The following is a 20,177-nucleotide window of genomic DNA, read 5'->3' as shown; positions in this document are numbered from 1 at the left end:
GCCACCGTGGCGCATTGACGCCTCGGCTTGGGCGAGTCCATCCAATTACAGGGGATGGGTTATTTGGCCAAAGCAGTCAGTATCGTGTGAGCAATTTTGATCCGCTCCGGGATCGGGAAGTTTTTGTTGGCCAGAATCACGATGCCGATGTCTTTGGATGGCACGAAAAGCACGTAGGTGCCAAAGCCACCGGTGGAGCCGGTTTTGTTGATCAGCACGTTGTCGGGTTGAGGCTCAGGTGGGGTCAACCATTCGACCTTGTGCGCTTGCATGGCCATTTCCGTGGAATTGCCTGCCAGCAGTTTTTCCAGCGTGATGGGGTAGGTGTAGCGCTCCCAACCCAGCCCTTGGGTCATGCCGCCGACGGTGTAGTAACCGGTGTGAGTCGTGGCGATGGCCTTTTGCAATGGCTGTTCAAGGTTCGACGGTTTCAGGTTCGCCTCAACGAACCGAAGCATGTCCGTGGCGCTGGTTTTCACGCCGTAGGCTTCTGAGTCCAGCGCTCCCGGGCTGACCCTGACCGGTTTGTTTTCCTTATCGTAACCTTGGGCGTACAGGCCCATTTCGGCCTGCGGAACCTTGAGCCAGGTGTGCGACAACCCTAATTTTGGCAGTAAGGTTTTTTCCATCACTTCATCAAACGGCGCTCCCATGCGTTGGCCCGCCAGGTAGCCGAACAGCCCGATGCTCGGGTTGGAATACTGGCGGTGGGTGCCAGCACCGTAGGTCGGCTTCCACTGCATGAAGTAGCCGAGCATTGTGTCCGGCGTGTCGAACTCCGCGGGGAATTGCAACGGCAGGCCACCGGCGGTGTAGGTGCCCAGTTGCAGCACGGTGATGTTGTCTAATGCGCTGCCTCGCAATGCCGGGAGCACCTGGCTGGCCTTGTCCGAGAGGGAAAATTTGCCGGTCGCGTTGGCATAAGCGGCGAGGGTGGCGGTGAAGGTCTTGCTGACTGAGCCGATCTCGAACAAGGTGTCCTGAGTGACCGACTGGCCGGTTTCCTTCGAGGCGAGGCCGTAATTGAAGTAATGGGGCTGGCCGTTGACGGTGATTGCGATCGCCATGCCGGGAATCTGCTGTTGCTGCATGATCGGCGTGACAGCGGCCTGCACAGCGTTGTCCAGACGTTCGTCCGCCATGCAGTGACCGGCGACGAGTAGAAGTGCGAACGTGCTGCAGGATTTGATCTTTATAGCCATATCGAAGGGACGTTCCATAAGTCTGGTGAACATGAATCGCTGCTCTCCGGGCGATTGTCCAGGAGTGCCGTTTGCGCCTGCCGACCCATCACATCCGGGTCGATCTGGCGGCCGAGGGCTCGATTATGCCATTCGTTTTGGCGTCTGGACTGCCCGCTGTTTCGATGGCCGCGTTCAAGGAGTGGTTGCTTGAAGTTGCGCGCCGCCGCCGTTCGTCAACTCGATAGCACGCCCTCTGCGCGTTCGTTTCAAACAAGTACGGCCCAGATTTGCTGGACCTCATCAATGAGGTGCGTCATGGCTAACGAATCAACGTTCCAGGGTGGAACACCCAACACCGACCCAACCAAGCCCATCCCCGGCACCGACGAGCCGACGATGGATCACGACGCACCTCCAGGCATGGACCCTTCGCGGGATCCGGCGGAAGCCGATGCGGATCGACCCGAAGACTGGAAGGATCCGACGGCAGATGAAGACATGCCGCCTGCGGATGAACCTACCCCGCTGTCCGATGACAGGCGATAAACAGAACCCGGCCAGTGTGCCGGGTTTTTTGTGTGCGCCCGGTTGACCGCGTCATCGTTCATCGCCAGCAGGCTAGCTTACACACTGATCGCATGAGGACTGGAGATCCATTGTGGGAGCCAGCCTGCTGGCGATAGCGGACACTCAGGCAACACAATTGTCGGCTGTGCCACCGTCATCGCGGGCAAGCCATGCTCCCACAGGAATCAGACACTGGCGGAAATTGCTACCGGCCTGCGCTCCAGATTCAATGCCAGCACACTGACCAACACCACTACTGCGCCTACAACAATCATCATCGTCGGACGCTCCCCCAGTGCAAACGAAGCGATCGCCATGGCCGTTGGCGGCACCAGGTACAGCGTCATGGTCGCCCGGCTCAGATCAACGTGAGCCAGCACATACGCCCATGCCAGGTAGGCGAGTGCGCTTGGAAAGACGCCCAACGCCACCACTGCCAACTGCACATGAACCGGTGCGCTGACCACCTGCGCGGCCAGGCCAGGCAGATAAATCAGCAGCAATACCGTCCCCGCCCACACGGTGTAGCAAACGAGGGTCAGGCCGTCGTAGCGTCCGGTGTGATGCTTTTGCAGCGCAAAGTAGAAACTCCAGGACACCGCCGCCAGCAAAATCAACAAGCCGTGGGCGTCGATGCTGCCGAAGCCACGATCGCCGGCCACCACCGTGACGACGCCGATCAATCCCAGGAAAACACACCCCCAGCGCCACACACTCACCCGGTCCTTGAAAACAAAACGCGCCAGCAGCGTGCTGAACAGCGGAGTGGTTTGCGCCAGCACACTGGAGGCGCCGGCGCTGACACCTTGCTGGCCAAAATTGATCGCGACGTGATGCAGGCTTACGGCGAAAAAGCCGAGCCCGAACAACAGAGGCACGTCGCGGATGCGCGGCAGGCGGATGCCTTTGAACGCTGCGACGAGGGCCATGAATGCCGAAGCTACCAGAAAGCGCAGTAACGCGAGGTGGCCCGGGTCATAGGCTTGCAAGCCGATGTGAATGCCCGTGGGGGAGTAAGCCCAACAGGCGACAACAAAAGCCATCGACAGCATGATTTGCAGGGGGCGCGGAGGTTTCATGGGCGTAGACCGGTGGGGGAATGCAATGAGTATCGGAATCCTGATCACTCTCCACAACTGACTTATACTGCGTGAAATGTTCATTTTTGGTGATGTATGGAGCTGGCGCAGATTCGCATGTTCAAAACCGTTGCTGACGTCGGCAGCATCGCCCGGGCGGCCGAGCTTTTGCATTGCGTGCCGTCGAACATCACGGCGCGGATCAAGGCACTGGAGGCGGAATTGGGGGTGGCGCTGTTTCTGCGCGAGGGGCGCGGGCTGAGAATCAGTCCTGCGGGGCAGACGTTTCTGGTGTATGCGTCGAAAATCCTGGCGCTGACCGTGGAAGCGAAGCGTGCGGTGGATCCTTCTGCCGAGCCGTCCGGTCCATTGCGCATAGGGGCCATCGAGTCCTCAGCGACGGGGCGATTGCCACGTTTGCTGGCCCGGTTCCACAAGCGCTATCCCGCCGTAGCGCTGGAATTGACCACCGGGACCTGGAGCCAGCTGCTGGATGACACGCTCAATCACCGGCTTGATGGCGCGATCGTCGCAGTGGATGTCGAGCGCGCGCAACTCAAGCGCACGCCGATGTATCGCGAAGACCTGTTGCTGATTGCCTCGACGTCTCTGGGGCCGGTGCGTGATATCTCGGATCTGCACGACAAGACGGTGTTCATGTGGCCTCAGGGTTGTCCTTATCGGGCGGCGCTTGAGCACTGGTTGCTGCGCCAGGGGCAGGCGCTGCCGATTGTCAGCCTGGCCAGTTACGGTGCCATTGTCGGCTGTGTCAGCGCAGGGGCAGGGGTGGCACTGGTGCCCAAAGGGGTGTTCGATCAATACGCCAAGGGCGCTGGCTGTGTGGGGTATGAGTTTGCTGAACTGACGGCGATCGAAAACCTGTTTTACTGGCATGAAAACGCCGGCGTTCACCCGGCGCGAGAGGCTTTTGTGGGGATGTTGCGGGAGGAGTTTCAGAAGGACCCGTAGGACCGTAGGACCGTAGGAGCTGTCGAGTGAAACGAGGCTGCGATCTTTTGATCTTTGTTTTTAAGGCCAGATCAAAAGATCGCAGCCTCGTTTCACTCGACAGCTCCTACATTGAATCAGGCGTATCAGGTAAATCAGATCAATCAGATCAATCAGGTAAATCAGGTCAATCAGGTCAATCAGTCTGCGCCGACATCCCGCATCAATAACCCAAACTCCAATTGCACCGCCTCCGGTATCGGCAGGTACACCGTGTGCCCATCCCCCGGTGCCACTGCAATAGCTTCGCCTTTACCGTTCTGCAGTTGATGCAGATCGAAATGAAAGTTGCCCTTGGGTGTCATCAATTCCATGTGATCGCCCACACCGAAGCGGTTCTTGACCTTGACCTCGGCCAACCGGCCCAGGCGCTCGCCGGTCAGTTCGCCGACGAACTGCTGGCGCTCCGAGACCGAGCTGCCGTTCTGGTAGTTCTGGTATTCGTCGTGCACGTGACGGCGCAGGAATCCCTCTGTGTAACCGCGCTGGGCCAATGATTCCAGGTCGGTCATCAGGCTGCGGTCGAAATCACGTCCGGCCACTGCGTCGTCGATGGCCTGGCGATACACCTGAGTGGTTCGCGCGCAATAGAAGTGGGATTTGGTACGACCTTCGATTTTCAGTGAGTGCACGCCCATCTGCGTCAAACGCTCGACGTGTTGCACGGCGCGCAGGTCCTTGGCGTTCATGATGTAGGTGCCGTGTTCATCCTCGAACGCCGGCATCAGTTCGCCTGGGCGATTGGCTTCCTGCAACAGGAACACCCGGTCGGTCGGCGCGCCGATACCCAGGGTCGGCTCTGGCTGGAAGCTCTGGACGATGTCGCCAAGCTGGTTTTGCGTGGCTTCCTGGGCCGAATACTTCCAGCGGCAGGCGTTGGTGCAACTGCCCTGATTGGCATCGCGCTTGTTCATGTACCCCGACAGCAAACAGCGGCCGGAATAAGCCATGCACAGCGCGCCGTGGACAAACACCTCAAGCTCCATGCCCGGCACTTGCTGGCGGATTTCGGCAATTTCCTCCAGGGACAGTTCCCGCGACAGGATGATCCGGCTCAGGCCTTGCTGTTGCCAGAACTCCACGCTCGCCCAGTTCACTGTGTTGGCCTGCACCGACAGGTGGATCGGCATCAGCGGGAAGTGCCGGCGCACCAGCATGATCAGTCCCGGATCGGACATGATCAGCGCGTCCGGGCCCATGGCAATGATCGGTTCGAGGTCCTTGAGAAAGGTTTTCAGCTTGGCGTTGTGCGGGGCAATGTTCACCACGACATAGAAGCGCTTGCCCAGGCCCTGGGCTTCGCGAATGCCGACCGCGAGATGGGCGTGATCGAACTCGTTATTGCGCACTCGCAAGCTGTAACGCGGCTGTCCGGCATAAACCGCATCGGCGCCGTAGGCGAAGGCATAACGCATGTTTTTCAAGGTGCCGGCAGGGGCGAGCAGCTCTGGGGATGAAGGGGTCATGGGTAGGTGGTCGCAAAAGCCGCGCAGAGTAAGCGGCTTGAGCCGAGGGTTTATTGATCTGGATCTATGCTTGATGAACAGACGGATGGCACTCGCGCGAACCGTGGCGGACTAAGCATCAGGACCGCTCTTAACGACAAGAGCGTGCCCCCTGCGGACTGACATGGATCGGACATGAACGAAAAGACATTACAGAACAAATCACTGGTGATACTGCTGTTTGTGGTCACCGCCGCCTTTATCTGGATCTTGCTGCCCTTTTACGGGGCCGTGTTCTGGGCGGTGATTCTCGGAATCGTCTTTGCGCCGTTGCAAAGACGCCTGCAAATGAAGTTTGCCTGGCAGCGTAACGTCACATCGCTGTGCACCTTGGGCGTGTGCCTGGTGATCGCTATTTTGCCGGTGATCATCATCAGCGCCTTGCTGGTTCAAGAGGGAGCCGTGTTCTACAAGAGCGTGGAAAGCGGCGAGCTGGATATCGCGGCCTATGTCGCGCAGTTCAAACACAGCTTGCCGATGTACTTCCAGCACTTGCTCGACCGGTTCGGCATGGGCGAGTTGAACGGATTGCGCGAGAAGCTGGTCAAGAGCGCCATGACCGGTGGCCAGGTCCTGGCGTCCCAGGCGTTCAGTTTCGGCCAGGGGACCTTTGAGTTCATCGTCAGTTTTTTCATCATGCTGTACCTGCTGTTTTTCTTTTTGCGCGACGGTCCCGAGCTGGCGCGCAAGGTCCGGGCGGCGGTGCCGTTGCAGGAACACCAGAAGCGTCGCTTGCAGCTCAAATTCAATCGTGTGGTGCGCGCAACCGTGAAAGGCAACCTGCTGGTGGCGGTCACGCAAGGTGCGTTGGGCGGTTTCATTTTCTGGTTTCTGGATATCCCCAGCGCGTTGCTGTGGGCCGTGCTGATGGCGTTTCTGTCGCTGTTGCCAGCGGTGGGGGCGGGGATTGTCTGGGGGCCGGTGGCGGCTTACTTCCTGCTGACCGGTGCGATCTGGCAAGGTGTGGTGCTGGCATCGTTTGGGGTGTTCGTGATCGGGCTGGTGGATAACGTGCTGCGCCCGATTCTGGTGGGCAAGGACACCAAAATGCCGGATTACATGATTCTGATTTCAACCCTGGGTGGCATGGCAGTGTTTGGACTCAACGGCTTTGTGATCGGACCGCTGATCGCCGCGCTCTTCATGTCGAGCTGGGCGATCTTCAGCGAAACCAAACCGCGGGTGCAGCTGCCTTAGGCGCTGAGTCGACCCGAGTCGATGCGTTGCGACAGCGCTTTTGCCGCTGGCAGCGAGGTCAGCGGGCCGCTGATGGGCTCGCCGTCCTGCATCAGATACCAGCAGGCGAGCAATCCCAGCTCTCTCAAAGGGGCGGGAACGGCGCTACCGATTACGGACATGATCTGGACCTGGGACATACATACCTCCATCGCTTGATGGAGTTACCTTACGGATCTGGCGTCAAGACGGACAATCAACGCTTTCGATAGTGGTCATTGACGCCAGTGAGTGTTGGATCAGTCGACAACCAGGTCCAGCATGTGCACCACTTCCTGCTCGTTGAGCAGGCCCTTGCGCACCAGGTTTTCCGCCAGCAGCGATAGAAACTTGGCGCTGCGATGGCCTTCCAGGTGCTTGAGTTCGGTGAGCGTGTTGTACACCTTGCTGGAAGTGCACAAGCCGACATTTCGGTGCGGGTTCTGTGTGGGCATGAGGTCGTCCTTGTTGTTATTGACCTATTAGGGAGCGGACAGAGCCAACTGTGCGGACCCGTCATGACATAAATATGACCGTTTTCCCCAAGGCGAGGTAAGGCTGTTCAGCTTAATCTTGCCTTTTTTGGGCATCGAGACTGTCCCGACAGCGACCTTGATGGAAGTTATCCAGACACTGTACCGATGCGCGGGCACAAAAAAGGCCCCGCTGATGAGGCGGGGCCTGATTGATGGCCTATAGCGGTGAGTGGCTGCAACGCTGTCAGTAGTGCCGGCCACCGTAGTAGCCGCGAGGCGGGCCGTAATAACGGGGAGGACCGTAGTAGCCGCGGGGTGGTCCGTAATACACAGGCGCCGGTTGATAATAAACCGGTTGTTGCACATAGACCGGTGCCGGCTGGTAGTAGACCGGTGGCGGCGGTTGTTGAACATACACGGGCTGCGGTTGCGCATAGACCGGTTGTTGTACATACACCGGCCGGTTGGCGTTAATCAGGGCCGAACCGACAATGGCCGAGCCGACAATCGCGCCAAACACCGCTGGGCCTTGCCAGTGGTTACCGCCACCGCCATGGGCTTGAGCCTGTCCTGCGATAGCGAGGGCGCCAATCAGCAAGGCAACTGTGGGGAGTTTACGGATCATGATAATTCCTCGGTTCTTCGACCCGGCGCTTGTGTCTGCAATAGACCCAAGGATTGTCGCGGGGATACTTCTAAGACAGCGCTTTTTCGAAATTCAGCACGGCCTCAAGGTAAATTTTGTGTAAGGTCTGTACCGGCTTCCTTACGGTCGCGTTCCCCAGTGAACACAGGCCTTTATGATCGAACAGAACACGATGGACTGGCTAATCCCGTCCATCTGAAAGTGCATTTGAAGGAGAAGTTTCATGCAGATGAACCCCAACCGCGATACCCAATTGTGCATGTCGCTTTCCGCGCGCCCCGGGAACTTTGGCCTGCGCTTTCACAACCACCTTTACGAGCAGTTGGGGCTGAATTACTACTACAAGGCGTTCAGCAGCCAGGACTTGCCGGGCGCAGTGGGTGGCATTCGTGCCTTGGGCATACGCGGTTGTGGCGTTTCGATGCCGTTCAAGGAGGCATGTATTGCCCTGGTTGATGAGCTGGACCCTTCCGCTGCGGCCATCCAGTCGATCAACACCATCGTCAACACGAATGGCCATTTGAAGGCTTACAACACCGACTACATTGCGATTGCCCAATTGCTGGAAACCCATCAAGTCCCCAAGGAATCGACGTTTGCCCTGCGCGGCAGCGGTGGCATGGCTAAAGCTGTGGCAAGTGCCTTGCGCGATGGCGGGTACAAAAACGGCCAGATCGTCGCGCGCAATGAACGCACCGGTCGCGCCTTGGCAGAGTCACTGGGCTATGAATGGCGAGCTGAACTGGCGGACTTGCGCCCGCAAATGCTGATCAATGTCACCCCTGTCGGAATGTCTGGCGGATCAGAAGCGGATCAACTCGCGTTTGATGCTGAAGCGATACAACGCGCGGAAACTGTTTTCGATGTGGTGGCGATCCCTTCGGAAACGCCACTGATCGTGCGAGGTCGTGCGGAAGGCAAGCGGGTGATCACCGGGCTTGAAGTCATCGCCATCCAGGCACTGGAGCAATTTGTGTTGTACACCGGCGTGCGCCCGTCGGATGAGCAGTTTCGCAAGGCCGTAGAGTTTGCACGCAGCTGACGCCTCCGCGCGGGGGTAGGGCGTCATCGCGAAACACATTTCCCGGGTTTATTCCAGGCGGGAAAGGCGTTCTTCCAGCGCGGCAATCCGCGCTTCCAGCTCTTCGATCCGCTCCAGCGAAACACCGCTCCCCGAGCCTCTTTCCGCAGGGTTCTGCCGAGCGGCGAGGATCACCTCGATGTCCGCCGGATCACCCAGGGCGTGCATGTAACGGTCCTCACGCTGGCCCGCCTGACGCGGGATCAACAGTGCAAGACCGCGAGCAATCAGGCGCTCCAGTTGATGCACCACCTGTTCTGCATCTTCGAAGTCATGCATGCGGCCGCTGCGGGTCAGCAGTTCATTGACCGTTTGCGGACCGCGCAGGAATAACAATCCCGCCAGGATGACCTGCGCCGGCACCAACTCCAGGGCCTTGTCGACTTTATGCTCCCAGCGGTCGGCGCGGCTGCCCATTACCAGTTTGGTGAACCCGCGTCCTTCAAGGGCACGCAGACTTTGACCGACCTGACCCTGGGTGAGGTTCATCACCGGTTCACGGCTGGTTTTCTGATTGCAGGCAATCACCAGTGCATTGAGGGTCAGCGGGTAGGTTTCCGGGCTGGTGGCCTGCTTTTCGATCAGCGAGCCAAGGATGCGGATTTCCGTGCTGTTGAGCCGTGGCTCGTCGAAGGTGGTTTCTTGCTCGGTGCTCATTTTTTCTATCCCTAATTGGCAGTCGGGTCTGGCAAACCTCAACTCATACCCATTTGAATCGAGCCGGGAATCTTGCGCTAAAGCAGGTTCCCGATTCCAGCGTCGAGGTGACGCTCAACGTTCCGTTGTGTGCGGTGGCAATTTGCGAGGCGATGTAAAGCCCCAACCCCAGGCCTTCGCCCCGTTGCCCGGCTTCCGAGCGGGTAAAGGGCTCGAACAGCAAAGGCATCAAGGCGGGTGGGATCGGTGAGCCCTGATTGGTCACGGTGATCACAACCTCATCCCCCTCGGCAAAGGCCTGCACGCTGATGGGCGCTGCGGTCGAGCCGTGAGTGACGGCGTTTCCGAGAAGGTTCGACAACAACTGGCTGATGCGCAGCGCATCGCAATGGACACCGCTTGGTACATCCAGCGAGTGAATCAACTGCGCCTTTGGGTGCGATGCCTGAACTTCGTCCAGGGTCTGCTTGAGCGTATGACGCAAGTCATCGACCATCTGGCGCTTGACCGGGATCCCGCCACCCATGCGCCCTCGGGCGAAATCCAGGACGTTTTCGATCAGCACACCCATGCGTATCGAGCTGGTGCGGATGGCTGAAATAAGGCTCAGGGAGCGTTTGTCCTCGGTCTTGGTGTCCAGCAGATCGGCGCTCATGCGAATGGCGCTCAACGGCGTTCGCAGGTCATGCCCGAGCACCGCGACGAACTGCTCGCGCAGCCGGCCATGTTCATTGGCCACGACCAAGGCCTCTTTCGTGATTTCAAGGTGGCTTTGACTGTCGAGACTCATCGCAATCAGTTGCGCGAAGAGGGTGAGGGTCTTGACGATGGCAGGCTCGTCAAGGTTCGCCGGTACCGAGTCGATGGCACACAGGGTGCCGAAGAAGTCGCCATTGGCCTTGACGATGGGAATCGAGATGTAACTCTCCAGGCCATAAGTCCTGGGGGTGTGATGCTGCGAGAAAATCGGATGATGGCTGGCATGCCCGAAAATCACCGGCGTGCGGTGCTGGCGGATCTCGTGGCAGATGGTCGACTCCAGGACCAGTTCTCCGCCGGGTTTGAGCCCGAAATCAATGGAGTCATCGACCGCGCAGGCGACCCACTTTTGCTCGGTCACTCGTGCCACGGCAGCGAAGCGCATCCCGGTGAGGTGCTTGACCATGCTCAGAATCACCGGCACCGCATCGATGCTGCGGATGGCTTCAACGTCTGGAGTGAAATCTGCTTGGGTCATTTGGCCATGGGACGGAAAGGAATTTGATCAGAGATTATCCCTAATTCCTCACTGTGGCGAATGGACTGGCGTGTTCATCGGTAACTGATTGCAGCGCATCGACACCAACGTGCCATCCGTTTCCAAGGCTATAATCGCCTCCACGTTTTTCCTACTGTCACCCCATGAGACTGCCATGACCATTTCCCTGTATGACGCTTCCGTTCCTGTTTTCAAGCAAATGCTCAACGCCCTGAGCGATGTGCTGAACAAGGCTGAAGCCCACGCTACTGCCAAGAACATTGATCCAAATGCCTTCCTGCAGGCTCGCCTGTACCCGGACATGTTCCCGTTGGTACGCCAGGTGCAGATCGCCGTTGATTTCGCCAAGGGCGTTTCCTCGCGTCTGGCTGAAGTTGAAGTGCCGAAGTACGAAGACACCGAAACCACCTTCGCCGAGCTGCAAGCGCTGATCACCAAGGTCCTGGCCTACATCGGCGAGATCAAGCCGGAGCAGATCAATGGCAAGGAAGGCATCGAGATCGTTACCCGTCCTGGCACGCCAAAAGAGAAGCGCTTCAGTGGTCAGGCTTACCTGCTGAGCTACGGCCTGCCGCAGTTCTTCTTCCACGTCACCACCACCTACGCCTTGCTGCGTCACAACGGTGTGGAAGTGGGCAAGCGTGATTACATGGGCGCGTTCTAAACCGCCCAGCGACAAAAAAGCCCGCCAAGGTGTAAGCCTTGGCGGGCTTTTTTTGTTTTTCTGTGGGAGCCCGGCTCGTGTTTACGCCATTCGTTGGGCTTTCTCTTCTTCGCCCAGGCAAGCCGCCGCGGTGAACAGCACATCGGTCGACGAATTCAGCGCCGTCTCTGCCGAATCCTGCAACACGCCGATGATGAAGCCGACCGCGACCACTTGCATGGCGATTTCGCTCGGGATACCGAACAGGCTGCACGCCAGTGGGATCAGCAGCAACGAGCCGCCGGCCACGCCCGAGGCGCCGCACGCGCAGATCGCTGCAACGACGCTCAGCAGGATGGCCGTCGGGATATCCACGGCGATACCCAGCGTATGCACGGCAGCCAGCGTCAGCACGGTAATGGTGATCGCCGCGCCGGCCATGTTGATGGTCGCACCCAGCGGGATCGAGACCGAGTAAGTGTCTTCGTGCAGGCCCAGGCGTTTGCTCAATTCCAGGTTGACCGGAATGTTCGCCGCCGAGCTGCGGGTGAAGAAGGCCGTGATGCCGCTCTCGCGCAGGCACGTCAGCACCAGTGGATACGGGTTGCGCCGCAGCTTCCAGAACACGATGAGCGGGTTCATCACCAGTGCCACGAAGAGCATGCAGCCCAGCAACACGGCCAGCAGATGCGCGTAGCCGATCAGGGCGCCGAAACCGGAGGTGGCCAGGGTCGAGGCCACCAGGCCGAAGATGCCCAAGGGCGCAAAGCGGATCACCAGGCGCACAATCACGGTCACGCCGTTGGAAAGGTCGCCCAGCACTTCACGGGTGGTGTCGCCGGCATGGCGAATGGCAATGCCCATGCCGATTGCCCAGGCCAGGATGCCGATGAAGTTGGCGTTCATCAGGGCGCTGACCGGGTTGTCGACCACGCTCAGCAGCAGGCTTTGCAGGACTTCACCAATGCCGCCCGGCGCGGTCACCGCAACGTCCTGGGTCGACAGCACCAGGTTCGATGGAAACATCATGCTGGCGACGACCGCGACCACAGCGGCGGCGAAGGTGCCCAGCAGGTACAAAAACAGAATCGGCCGGATATGGGTTTCCTGGCCGTGCTTGTGGTTGGCAATCGATGCCATCACCAGCACAAACACCAGAATCGGTGCGACGGCTTTTAGCGCGGAGACGAACACTTTGCCGATGAACGCCGTGGACTTCGCCACGTCAGGTGCAAGCAGGGCCAGGGCGATACCGGCAAGCAGGCCGATCACGATTTGCGTAACCAGGCTCAAGCGTGTCAGGCGTTGCAATAGAGAAAGGGATGAAGCAGTCATAAAACGGCATCTCTGATTTTTTATAAGTGCGAGGCTTCGCCATTCCTGTGGCAACAATCAGGCAGGCCACAGGCAGGAAACCGAAAAGTGTCGCGACATCGACGCTAATGACGGTCGATGAACACAGGGCATACGTTTTTCAGGGCGCGGACTTTATCACAGCGTAGGCCGTATCTTTCAGACCTGTGACGAACTGCCGCCGGGGCATTCAACGCAATAGGCAGGTTTGTGCAACCGCGTCTGGAAACACTCTGTTAAGATTGCGCATCCTCATTTTCATGTTCTGCCAGTGGGCCCTCGGGCTATCGCTGGTGTCGTCGTTTTCTGGAGTTCTGCATGCTGTTGCCCATCCTTCTGTTGTCGGCCGCCGGTTTCACGGTGCTGACCACGGAATTCGTCATCGTCGGCCTGTTGCCGGCCATCGCCCGTGATCTGGAGGTCAGCATCCCGCAAGCGGGGTTGCTGGTGACGCTGTTCGCCTTCACCGTCGCCGCATTCGGGCCGTTCCTCACGGCGTACTTCGCCCGGTTCGAGCGCCGCAAGTTGTTTATTTCGGTGCTGATCATGTTCGGTCTCGCCAACACGCTGGCCGCCTTCGCGCCGAACATTTGGGTGATGGCCGTTGCGCGGCTGATTCCGGCGCTCGGGCTGCCGGTGTTCTGGGCGTTGGCCAGTGAGACGGCGGTGGACATTGTCGGGCCGGATTACGCCGGACGGGCCATTGCCAAGATCGGTTTCGGCATCGTCTGCGCCACCGTGTTCGGCATTCCGGTCGGTACGTTGATTTCCGATGCGTTTGGCTGGCGCAGTGCCTTCGGTATTTTGGCGGTGATTGCGTTTGCCAAGGCGCTGCTGCTGTTTATCTACCTGCCTCAAACCGATTTGCATCAGCATCAGGTGAGTTTCCGTTCGCAGTTCAAGATCCTGCGCAGCCCGTTGATGATCGGCCACGTGGTGCTGTCGGTCCTGGTGTTCAGCGGCATGTTCACCGCTTATACCTATCTGGCGGACATCCTCGAACGACTGGCCGGTTTCAACGGCACCGTGGTTGGCTGGTGCCTGATGGGCTTTGGCGCCGTAGGGCTGATTGGCAACTCGCTGGGGGGCCGAGCGGTGGACCGTCACCCACTGATTGCTTCGATGATGTTCTGCGCGTTCATGATCGCCGGCATGGTGGCGTTGGTGCCGAACATTCATTCGCCGGTTGGACTGGCAGCCGCGATGGGCATCTGGGGCGTGACGCAGGCTGCGTTGTTCCTGGTCAGCCATGTACGGCTGATGAAAGCCGCCCCGGAGGCGCCAGCCTTTGCCGCCTCGCTGAACATTGCCGGCGCCAACCTTGGCATCGGCCTGGGGGCTATGGTCGGCGGGCGGGTGATCGACAGCGTCGGTTTGCAAGGCCTCGGTTTTGCGGCAGCGGCGTTTATCCTGGCGTCGATTTTGCTGTCGATCGCCTTGATGACCTTCAAACCGCGTGAACTCTGCGCCTGAGTGTCTACACCGCCGTAAACAGCTCGCGTCGGGCACCTTCGGTAATCGCAACGATGCCGGGGTGCTTGACCTTACGCTCTACTGAAATGGCGTAGAACGACTCGGTCACGGCGTCGGTCTGGCCAATCAGCTCCACGCCATATTGGCGTTTCACTTCATCGGCGATCACGCTTGGCCCGATGAAAATCCCGCTGCCGGACTGGCCAAACGCTTGCATCAGGGCGCTGTCATCGAACTCGCCAACGATGCGCGGCTGGATCTGCTGCTCGGCGAACCAGCGTTGCAAGCGACTGCGAACGACGGTTTCCGGCCCGGGAATCAGCAACGGCGCACCGTTGAGGCTGCGAGGAAAATCCTGGCCATAGTGCGCGGCCAGGGTGGCGGTGGCGAAAAAGCTGATACCGCATTCGCCGAGTTTCTGGCTGTAGCCTTTGATGTCGAGATGAGAGGGCATCGGGCTGTCGGAAATCACCAGGTCCAGGCGCTGGATCGCCAGGTCGGCCAGCAGGCGTTCGAGCTTGTCCTCGCGACAGGTGATGCGCAGCGGCTCGCTCAATTCCATGGTGGGCGCGATCAGGCGATAGACGATGGATTTGGGCACCACGTCCGCGACGCCCACCCGAAACAGAATCTGCTGCTCATTGGGTTGCGCCCGCAGCATCAACTCCAGCTCTCCCCCCAACTGAAACATTTGCTCGGCGTAGGTGAGGGTCTGCCGCCCGGCTTCGGTGAGTTCCAGCTGTCGACCTACTCGCCGAAACAATTCAATGCCATAGGTTTGTTCAAGCAAGGAGATCTGCCCGCTGATGGTTTGCGGCGTCAGATTCAATTGCTCGCAGGCACGTACGATGCTGCCGGTTTTGGCAACGACCCAGAAGTAGTGCAGCTGACGGTAGTTGAGCATGTCGTTCTACAGTTCGTAAAAACCGAAGTATAACCGCTAAAAATACGAATTTTACTGAAGTGTTTGTCTCCCTAGAATGCGTCGCTATCAACGGGCCACTGTATTGGCTCTGTTTGTTCTATCGAGGAATGCGACATGAAGCTTAAAACCACAGCAGTGTTGATCGCGTCTTTACTGCTATTGGCCGGCTGCGATCAGGCTGAGAAAAGCGCTCAGCAACTGATGGGCAAGGCTGCCGAAACGGCCAAGCAGGCTATCGACGATACTCACAAAGCTGCCGAACAGGCGATCAGCGACGCCACGGGCGGGTTGATCAGCCAGAAAGAACCATCGGACGAAGATAACGAGAAAAAAGAATCTTCGTCCCAGGAAATCTAAACCGCCTTAAACGAGTCAGGACTGACCCATGGAATACCTTTTAGAACTTGCTGCAAGCCCCACCGCCTGGGTCGCCTTGGCCACGTTGGTGGTGATGGAAATCGTGCTCGGCATCGATAACCTGATCTTTATTTCGATCCTGACCAACAAGCTGCCAATGGAACACCGGCAGAAAGCGCGGCGCATTGGTATCGGCATGGCGTTGATTCTGCGTCTGGCGCTGCTGAGCACCATCGCGTTCATCGTCCAGTTGACGGCGCCGGTGATCGAGATTCTCGGTCACGCGTTCTCCTGGAAGGACATGATTCTGATCGCCGGTGGTCTGTTCCTGTTGTGGAAGGCGACCACCGAGATCCATCACAGCATGGACCCTGCGCCTGAAGATCCGAAGTCCGCCACCTCGACTGTGACCCTGGGCTTTGCCGCCGCGATCGGTCAGATCCTGATGCTGGACATGGTGTTTTCCATCGACAGCATCATTACCGCCGTCGGCATGACCGAGCATTTGCCGATCATGATCATCGCGGTGGTGGTGTCGGTGTTGGTGATGTTGCTGGCCGCTGATCCATTGGCCAAGTTCATCAACGACAACCCGACGGTGGTGATGTTGGCGCTGGGCTTCCTGATCATGATTGGCATGACGCTGATCGCCGAAGGTTTTGGCGCCCATGTACCGAAAGGCTACGTGTATGCAGCCATGGCGTTCTCGGCAACGATCGAATGCTTGAACATGATGTCGCGCAAGGCCAGGCAGAAGCGTATCGCCGCTCAAGCTTAAGCCGCGTTAAACAAAACGGCCGCCTGTACTCGAAAGAGCGCAGGCGGCCGTTTTCGTTTGAACGGTTTAAACGCGACGGTCAGTGAGCGGTCGCGACCTTTGCGTTTTTTGGTGCGGGTGCCGATTGAACAGGTGGATGATGGTGCCGGCGAGCAATACGCAGCACACCCCACAACATGGCAGCGGCGACAGCCAGCCAGCCCGAAATCAGCATTACTATGGTCATTGCCAGGCTCATCAGTGCCTCCTCTTTGCCCTGCATCGGGCACACACTCTTTCCAAGTGACAGTCTAGTCGCTGCCATGTTTCAGGCTATTGACCAAAGGTCGCCTGTCACCAACCAGTTCGCTCTATCGAATGCGCACGTCTGACCTATAAGGCTATACCGCTGCCGCGCCGCGTCCTATGATCGACGGCCAAGCCGGGAACGCGATGGCCCGGCGTCTGAACAGTAAGTGATGATGGTGCGGGTATTTTCTCGAATTGTTTCTACGGTGCTGCTGGCAGGCGTTGTTGCTGGCCTGGCGGGTTGTGCGGGGAGCGTTTCGCCCGAGATCAAGCGTCTGCCGGAGCGGGTCGAACTCAGCGGTACGTTCTATCGTGGGCAGGACAATCAAAGTGGCCCTCAGGTGCTGGCCAGCCTGCTGTCGCAACAGGGTGTGGTCATCACACCGGGCTTGCTCGAGAAGCCGCTGCACTTGCCGGGGGACGAGGCCCGGTTGCAGCAGAACATGCTGAACCTTGCCCGGGAATACGGCATGGTTGTCTATCCGCTGGACAGCAATCTACCGGCGTTGCTGGCGCAAGTGGCGGCGGGGTACCCGGTCGTGGTGCGGTTCACCGAAGGCTCGGCTTTCTGGGCTGAACCGCGCTACGCCATCCTCGCCGGCTACAACACTCAGAAGCAGACCGTGCTGCTGCGTGCGGGGATGAATCGCCGAGCACTAATGAGCTTCAGCTCATTCGAGTCGTCGTTCAAGGACGCGGGTGGCTGGGCGGTGTTGATTCAGAAGCCAAACCAGATTCCAGCCAATGTCGATCAATCTCGCTGGTTGAAAGCCGCTAACGAGCTGGCTCAGGCGGGTCAGGAACAAGCCGCTGCCCGTGCAACCAAGGCGCTTGGCGCACAATAAGTCCGTTCGTCATCTGCCGGGCACCGACGCGCGTCGTCGACCTCTTAAAGGATAAGGCCCGGATGTTCCGGGCCAGACCAAGGAGGCGCCCCATGGCACAGTCCAATACTCCCGCAGGCCCGCATTCGTCGGAACACTCATCCGGCGATGAGCTGGGTTTCGACCCCGATTCGCCTGACGTCGCTGACCCTCAGGTGGATCCCATCGGGCCCGCCAAAGCCCCCCGGGATGTGAAGCCGGGTGACGATGACAAGGCTCCGGCGAAGCCCTACGACCCGCTTGCTGATCTCAAACCCTGATGTCTCGTGAGGTGCCTATGTCTACCGATTCGAGTTTCAACGACAAACGCCCGGACAGTGTTCCAACCACGCCCGCTGATGAGATCGACCCGGTCATGGACCCGGACAGCCCTATGAGGGACCCCATGGCGAGGCCGGTGGTGGTGCCAACCGAGCACACCAAAGATCCCAGTGCCGGAGACGGCATTCCCGATGACGATCAGATGCCGTTGCCCAACGACTGACTCAGCAGGATGAAAAAAGCCCCGAAGAATCGTAATGCTGTTTACTTAAGAAAAGTTTCAGGCGATCAGAATATTGTGGCGAGGGGATTTATCCCCGTAGGGCTGCGAAGCAGCCCCAAAAGCCGCAATTTGAGGTGTATCAGGTATACCGCGTAGGCGGGTTTTACGGCTGCTTCGCAGCCGGACGGGGATAAATCCCCTCGCCACGAATGTATGTCCATCACTTAAGTGAACATCATTACCGAAGAATCGGGGCTTTCTTTTGGTTGGAGGCGGCTTACTTCGACGCTTCGACCACGCCGCTCTGGCGGTTCTTGAGGTTCTTCTCTGATTTGTATTGAAGTGCCACCGACGGTACGTTCGCGCCCTTGCCGGTTTCAACCCAGCTGCGAATACGACTGGCATCGGCAAAGTGTGTGTACTTGCCGAAAGCATCAAGGATGACCAGCGCCACCTGGCGATTTCCCATAGTCGTCACGAGCACCAGGCAGTGGCCGGCCTGATTGGTGAAACCCGTCTTGGTCAAGCGAATGTCCCAGTTCGGTTTATTGACCAGGTGATCGGTGTTGCGGAAACCCAAGCTGTAGTTGGGCTTGCGAAACGAAACGGTTTTTTCCTTGGTGGTGCTCAGTTCAGTGAGCAGCGGGTACTTGTGCGCGGCTACCAGCAATTTACTCAGGTCGCGGGCCGTGGAGACGTTGCGCGGGGACAGGCCGGTAGGTTCGACGAAGTGGGTGCTGGTCATGCCCAGTGCCTTTGCCTTGGCGTTCATCGCGGCAATGAACGCGACGTAGCCGCCCGGGTAGTGGTGGGCGAGGCTGGCGGCAGCGCGGTTTTCCGAGGACATCAAGGCAATCAGCAGCATTTCCCGGCGAGGCATTTCGCTATTGAGCTTGACCCGGGAGAAGACGCCTTTCATTTCAGGCGTGTCGCTGATGTTGATGTTGATGTACTCATCCATGTTCTGCCGGGCTTCAACAATGACCAGGCCGGTCATCAATTTGCTGACGGAGGCGATCGGTACCACCACGTCCGGGTTGCTGGCGTAGATGACTTTGTTCGTCTGCATGTCCATCAGCAGTGCGCTGCCTGAGGCGATCTTCAGCTGCGACGTGTCCCGAGGCGCCGCGGTGGTTTCTGCGGCGTTGACCGCTGGCGTGATGAAAGTCCCTGTAACTGCAAAAAATAGGCTCAGGATGGAAAGACGGATTTTCACGCTGGCAAACTCATAAGAGGTGGATAAGCCGTTTTGTAACGGGCTGTTTCTTAAAACCGACGCATTTTAGGAGTATGGCTGAAGAACTGTCGATGGTTGATGAAATAACGGGTGAAAGTCCTTGAAAAGCCGTACAAAACAGCAGGTTTCCGGCGAGCGGTAGGCTTTTTTCTGCGGGCAAAAAGAACCCCGCCATTGGCGGGGTCCTTTTTTCACGTTCATGTCGCTACGTGAACTCAGCTGTGCAGCGTTTCCGCCGCATACAGCGTGTTTTCCAGCAGGCAGGCTCGGGTCATCGGGCCAACGCCGCCAGGAACCGGAGTGATCCAGCCAGCACGGGGCAGGGCGGTTTCGTAGATGACGTCACCGACCAGCTTGCCGTCGTCCTGGCGGTTGATGCCGACGTCGATCACGATCGCGCCTTCCTTGATCCATTCCCCCTTGACCAGGCCCGGCTTGCCGGCGGCAACCACCACCAGATCGGCACGGCCGACATGGCCGGCGAGGTCCTTGGTGAAGCGGTGGGTGACGGTGACGGTGCAACCCGCCAACAGCAACTCCATCGCCATCGGGCGTCCAACAATATTGGAAGCTCCGACAACGACTGCATCCATGCCGTACAGGTCGACACCGGTGCTTTCCAGCAAGGTCATGATGCCTTTGGGTGTGCACGGACGCAGCAGCGGAATACGCTGGGCCAGACGGCCGACGTTGTACGGGTGGAAGCCGTCAACGTCTTTGTCCGGGCGAATGCGCTCGAGCAATTTCGAGGCGTCCAGGTGTTCCGGCAGGGGAAGCTGAAGCAGAACACCATCGATTGCCGGGTCTTCGTTCAGTCGATCGATCAGATCGGTGAGTGCTTCCTGAGTGGTTTCGGAAGGCAGGTCGTAGGCTTGGGAAAGGAAGCCGACCTCTTCACAGTCTTTACGCTTGTGCGAGACATAAACCTGAGAGGCAGGATCGCTGCCGACCAGGATCACCGCGAGACCGGGCGTGCGCAGGCCTTGCTGGCGACGCTCGGTAACGCGTTTGGCGATCTGCTGGCGCAGGCTGGCGGCGATCGATTTGCCGTCGATTAGTTGTGCAGTCATTGCGCGTGA

The 20,177-nt window shown here is 58.7% G+C and carries 23 protein-coding genes and 1 pseudogene; 11 read left to right on the top strand and 13 right to left on the bottom strand.

All coding sequences use genetic code 11. The annotated features are described in order from the left end of the window. Positions 1-59 precede the first annotated feature (59 nt). Positions 60-1,220 carry a class C beta-lactamase gene (gene ampC / locus AC3ZVB_RS19060; RefSeq protein ID WP_490147410.1) on the bottom strand — a complete coding sequence of 387 codons (1,161 nt, stop codon included), beginning with the start codon at positions 1,218-1,220 and terminating at the stop codon, positions 60-62. A gap of 279 nt (positions 1,221-1,499) precedes the next feature. Here ampC and AC3ZVB_RS19055 point away from each other — a divergent pair, with 279 nt between their 5' ends. Further along, complete coding sequence (locus AC3ZVB_RS19055) at positions 1,500-1,730, top strand: hypothetical protein (protein ID WP_194692441.1); 231 nt, start codon at positions 1,500-1,502, stop codon at positions 1,728-1,730. A gap of 206 nt (positions 1,731-1,936) precedes the next feature. Here AC3ZVB_RS19055 and AC3ZVB_RS19050 read toward each other — a convergent pair whose 3' ends face one another. Next, a complete protein-coding gene (locus AC3ZVB_RS19050; RefSeq protein WP_490147408.1) occupies positions 1,937-2,830 on the bottom strand; it encodes a DMT family transporter in 894 nt (297 codons plus the stop codon). 96 nt (positions 2,831-2,926) lie between these two features. Between AC3ZVB_RS19050 and AC3ZVB_RS19045 the strand changes: the two genes are divergently transcribed. Next, the gene (locus AC3ZVB_RS19045) at positions 2,927-3,799 is read left to right on the top strand and encodes a LysR family transcriptional regulator (RefSeq protein ID WP_194692439.1); all 873 of its coding nucleotides are present in this window, start codon (positions 2,927-2,929) and stop codon (positions 3,797-3,799) included. A gap of 179 nt (positions 3,800-3,978) precedes the next feature. On the opposite strand, the gene trhP is transcribed toward AC3ZVB_RS19045, so the two are convergent. Beyond that, entirely contained in the window at positions 3,979-5,304 is a 1,326-nt protein-coding gene (gene trhP, locus AC3ZVB_RS19040) for a prephenate-dependent tRNA uridine(34) hydroxylase TrhP (protein ID WP_490147407.1), read from the bottom strand. A gap of 174 nt (positions 5,305-5,478) precedes the next feature. Between trhP and AC3ZVB_RS19035 the strand changes: the two genes are divergently transcribed. Beyond that, a complete protein-coding gene (locus tag AC3ZVB_RS19035) occupies positions 5,479-6,540 on the top strand; it encodes an AI-2E family transporter (protein ID WP_194692437.1) in 1,062 nt (353 codons plus the stop codon). Here AC3ZVB_RS19035 and AC3ZVB_RS19030 read toward each other — a convergent pair. From AC3ZVB_RS19030 to AC3ZVB_RS19020, 3 genes are all read right to left on the bottom strand, one after another. Continuing rightward, the gene (locus AC3ZVB_RS19030) at positions 6,537-6,719 is read right to left on the bottom strand and encodes a hypothetical protein (protein WP_162440154.1); all 183 of its coding nucleotides are present in this window, start codon (positions 6,717-6,719) and stop codon (positions 6,537-6,539) included. The two genes, AC3ZVB_RS19035 and AC3ZVB_RS19030, sit on opposite strands and share 4 nt — an antisense overlap. 99 nt (positions 6,720-6,818) lie before the next feature. Then, a complete protein-coding gene (locus tag AC3ZVB_RS19025) occupies positions 6,819-7,013 on the bottom strand; it encodes a hypothetical protein (RefSeq protein WP_054053875.1) in 195 nt (64 codons plus the stop codon). A gap of 265 nt (positions 7,014-7,278) precedes the next feature. Then, complete coding sequence (locus tag AC3ZVB_RS19020; protein WP_194692436.1) at positions 7,279-7,659, bottom strand: hypothetical protein; 381 nt, start codon at positions 7,657-7,659, stop codon at positions 7,279-7,281. Positions 7,660-7,903: 244 nt separating this feature from the next. On the opposite strand from AC3ZVB_RS19020, the gene AC3ZVB_RS19015 reads away from it, so the two are divergent. Next, positions 7,904-8,722 (top strand): shikimate 5-dehydrogenase, encoded by an 819-nt coding sequence (locus AC3ZVB_RS19015; protein WP_490147406.1) that lies wholly within the window; start codon positions 7,904-7,906, stop codon positions 8,720-8,722. Positions 8,723-8,770: 48 nt separating this feature from the next. Here the strand turns inward: AC3ZVB_RS19015 and AC3ZVB_RS19010 are convergent, their stop codons facing one another. Next, on the bottom strand, positions 8,771-9,418 hold the full coding sequence (locus AC3ZVB_RS19010; protein WP_194692434.1) for a YceH family protein: 648 nt from the start codon (positions 9,416-9,418) through the stop codon (positions 8,771-8,773). Between the two features lie 43 nt (positions 9,419-9,461). Next, positions 9,462-10,655, bottom strand: a complete 1,194-nt coding sequence (locus AC3ZVB_RS19005; RefSeq protein WP_490147405.1) for a GAF domain-containing sensor histidine kinase — start codon at positions 10,653-10,655, stop codon at positions 9,462-9,464. Positions 10,656-10,830: 175 nt separating this feature from the next. Here AC3ZVB_RS19005 and AC3ZVB_RS19000 point away from each other — a divergent pair, with 175 nt between their 5' ends. Beyond that, complete coding sequence (locus tag AC3ZVB_RS19000) at positions 10,831-11,340, top strand: DUF1993 domain-containing protein (protein WP_162440159.1); 510 nt, start codon at positions 10,831-10,833, stop codon at positions 11,338-11,340. Between the two features lie 81 nt (positions 11,341-11,421). Here AC3ZVB_RS19000 and sstT read toward each other — a convergent pair whose 3' ends face one another. Next, entirely contained in the window at positions 11,422-12,654 is a 1,233-nt protein-coding gene (gene sstT, locus AC3ZVB_RS18995) for a serine/threonine transporter SstT (RefSeq protein WP_162440160.1), read from the bottom strand. A gap of 336 nt (positions 12,655-12,990) precedes the next feature. On the opposite strand from sstT, the gene AC3ZVB_RS18990 reads away from it, so the two are divergent. After that, complete coding sequence (locus AC3ZVB_RS18990; RefSeq protein WP_162440161.1) at positions 12,991-14,145, top strand: MFS transporter; 1,155 nt, start codon at positions 12,991-12,993, stop codon at positions 14,143-14,145. Positions 14,146-14,149: 4 nt separating this feature from the next. Here AC3ZVB_RS18990 and nhaR read toward each other — a convergent pair whose 3' ends face one another. Next, positions 14,150-15,049 (bottom strand): transcriptional activator NhaR, encoded by a 900-nt coding sequence (nhaR, locus tag AC3ZVB_RS18985; RefSeq protein ID WP_490147404.1) that lies wholly within the window; start codon positions 15,047-15,049, stop codon positions 14,150-14,152. A 135-nt stretch (positions 15,050-15,184) separates the two neighbouring features. Between nhaR and AC3ZVB_RS18980 the strand changes: the two genes are divergently transcribed. After that, on the top strand, positions 15,185-15,427 hold the full coding sequence (locus AC3ZVB_RS18980; protein ID WP_162440163.1) for a hypothetical protein: 243 nt from the start codon (positions 15,185-15,187) through the stop codon (positions 15,425-15,427). A gap of 28 nt (positions 15,428-15,455) precedes the next feature. Next, positions 15,456-16,205 carry a TerC family protein gene (locus tag AC3ZVB_RS18975; protein ID WP_490147403.1) on the top strand — a complete coding sequence of 250 codons (750 nt, stop codon included), beginning with the start codon at positions 15,456-15,458 and terminating at the stop codon, positions 16,203-16,205. A gap of 79 nt (positions 16,206-16,284) precedes the next feature. On the opposite strand, the gene AC3ZVB_RS18970 is transcribed toward AC3ZVB_RS18975, so the two are convergent. Next, positions 16,285-16,467, bottom strand: a complete 183-nt coding sequence (locus AC3ZVB_RS18970; protein WP_162440165.1) for a hypothetical protein — start codon at positions 16,465-16,467, stop codon at positions 16,285-16,287. Positions 16,468-16,610: 143 nt separating this feature from the next. Here AC3ZVB_RS18970 and AC3ZVB_RS18965 point away from each other — a divergent pair. From AC3ZVB_RS18965 to AC3ZVB_RS18955, 3 genes and pseudogenes are all read left to right on the top strand, one after another. Beyond that, positions 16,611-17,338 (top strand): annotated as a pseudogene (locus AC3ZVB_RS18965) (peptidase C39 family protein). A gap of 92 nt (positions 17,339-17,430) precedes the next feature. Beyond that, on the top strand, positions 17,431-17,637 hold the full coding sequence (locus AC3ZVB_RS18960) for a DUF6021 family protein (protein ID WP_162440167.1): 207 nt from the start codon (positions 17,431-17,433) through the stop codon (positions 17,635-17,637). Positions 17,638-17,654: 17 nt separating this feature from the next. Beyond that, entirely contained in the window at positions 17,655-17,861 is a 207-nt protein-coding gene (locus AC3ZVB_RS18955) for a hypothetical protein (RefSeq protein ID WP_162440168.1), read from the top strand. 277 nt (positions 17,862-18,138) lie between these two features. Here the strand turns inward: AC3ZVB_RS18955 and pbpG are convergent, their stop codons facing one another. Further along, positions 18,139-19,077: a D-alanyl-D-alanine endopeptidase gene (gene pbpG, locus AC3ZVB_RS18950; protein WP_490147402.1), complete on the bottom strand. Its 939-nt coding sequence runs from the start codon at positions 19,075-19,077 to the stop codon at positions 18,139-18,141. A gap of 236 nt (positions 19,078-19,313) precedes the next feature. Continuing rightward, positions 19,314-20,168 (bottom strand): bifunctional methylenetetrahydrofolate dehydrogenase/methenyltetrahydrofolate cyclohydrolase FolD, encoded by an 855-nt coding sequence (gene folD, locus AC3ZVB_RS18945; RefSeq protein ID WP_162440170.1) that lies wholly within the window; start codon positions 20,166-20,168, stop codon positions 19,314-19,316. Positions 20,169-20,177: the final 9 nt, after the last annotated feature.

The organism is Pseudomonas sp. MDV22-iso1 (assembly GCF_058145095.1).
This window is presented reverse-complemented; position numbering and strand designations above follow the sequence as displayed.